General features: G+C 68.7%; 3 protein-coding genes. 2 read left to right on the top strand and 1 reads right to left on the bottom strand.

Annotated features, from left to right (window positions below):
* Positions 1 to 211, top strand: a 211-nt coding sequence (locus tag AB0L34_RS33970) for a GNAT family N-acetyltransferase (RefSeq protein ID WP_363709773.1), incomplete at its 5' end; no start/stop codon positions are given.
* A 6-nt stretch (positions 212 to 217) separates the two neighbouring features.
* Here the strand turns inward: AB0L34_RS33970 and AB0L34_RS33965 are convergent.
* Positions 218 to 793, bottom strand: coding sequence for a TetR/AcrR family transcriptional regulator (locus AB0L34_RS33965; RefSeq protein WP_064447884.1), 576 nt, complete (start codon positions 791 to 793; stop codon positions 218 to 220).
* 119 nt (positions 794 to 912) lie between these two features.
* Between AB0L34_RS33965 and AB0L34_RS33960 the strand changes: the two genes are divergently transcribed.
* A partial coding sequence (locus AB0L34_RS33960) for an MFS transporter (RefSeq protein WP_363709771.1) occupies positions 913 to 1,302 on the top strand: 390 nt, incomplete at its 3' end.

Genomic DNA, 1,302 nt, shown 5'->3' with positions numbered 1-1,302 from the left:
CGCCGGCGCCGCGCTCGCGGCCGCGTGCGTGACGCGCGCGACGGAGCTGGGCTGCACGGCGGTGGTGATCTGCGTACGCGCCGGGATGGCGGCGAACGCGCACCGCCTCTACGAGCGGCTCGGGTTCGTCCGGCTGCCGGAGAAGGACTGGTCGCCGCTGCCCGGCATCGACCTGCTCGGTCTGCGACTGGACCTGACTGCGGCGGGCTGAACCGGCTCAGCCCTGGCCGGTCTCGCCGATCTTGGCGAGCAGCTCGTCGGCCACCTCGAGCGCGATCCGCTTCCGCTCGTCGTCGGTGATGCCGGGCGCGCGGACCGCGAACCAGCTGGTGTGCACCGCGAACAGCGTCAGCGTGGCGCGCAGCTGGGCGGCCGGCGAGTCGTCACCCCGGCACAGCTCGTGGGCCAGCCGCATCATCCGGTCCCGCATCTGCTGGCCGGCGACCAGGCTCTTGAGCACCGTCTGGTTCTGCTCGAAGAAGCGCATCACCTGGGGCAGGTCGCCGGCGAACATGCTGTCGGCGTACCGCCCGAGCAGGGCGCGGCGGGTCGCCAGGGTGGGTGGCTGGTCGGCGGCCCAGGCGATCAGCTCGTCCATCCGGCGCAGCCGGTCGTCGACGAAGCTGGTGACGATCTCGTCCTTGCTCTTGAAGTGGTAGTAGAGCGCCGCCTTCGTGACGCCGAGCCGCTCGGCGATCTCCCGCAGTGACGTCTTCTCGTAGCCCTGCTCGGTGAAGAGTTCCAAGGCGACGGCCTGGATGCGCTGCCGTGTGCCTCCTGTGGTCTCCCTCACCAGCCGACTTCCTTCCAATCCGCTTGACGTCCGACCGTCATCAGCTTACCGTCCGGCTAGTAAGCAAACTAGCCGGGCGGCAAGTAAGTTGATCACATGATCTGCGGGGGAGCCTACCGATGAGTCAACAAGCCCCGGTCGTCGCGAGACCGAACATCCGCGTCGTCCTGTTCGGCCTGATGATCGCGATGATGCTCGCGATGCTCGACAACATGATCGTCAGCACCGCGCTGCCGCGGATCGTCTTCGAGTTCGGGGGCGCCGACCACTTCACCTGGGTGGTCACCGCGTACGTGCTGGGCACGACGGTCTCCACGCCGATCTGGGGCAAACTCGGCGACCTCTACGGACGTAAGGCCGTCTTCCTCACCGCCGTCGTCGTGTTCCTGGTCGGCTCGGCGCTGTGCGGCATGTCTGGCTCCGGCGTCTTCGGCGGCGCCGACAGCGGCATGATCGAGCTGATCGCGTTCCGCGCCGTGCAGGGCCTCGGCGCCGGTGGCCTGATGGTC

This window comes from Micromonospora sp. NPDC052213, assembly GCF_040679695.1.
GTDB lineage: Bacteria > Actinomycetota > Actinomycetes > Mycobacteriales > Micromonosporaceae > Micromonospora.
This window is presented reverse-complemented; position numbering and strand designations above follow the sequence as displayed.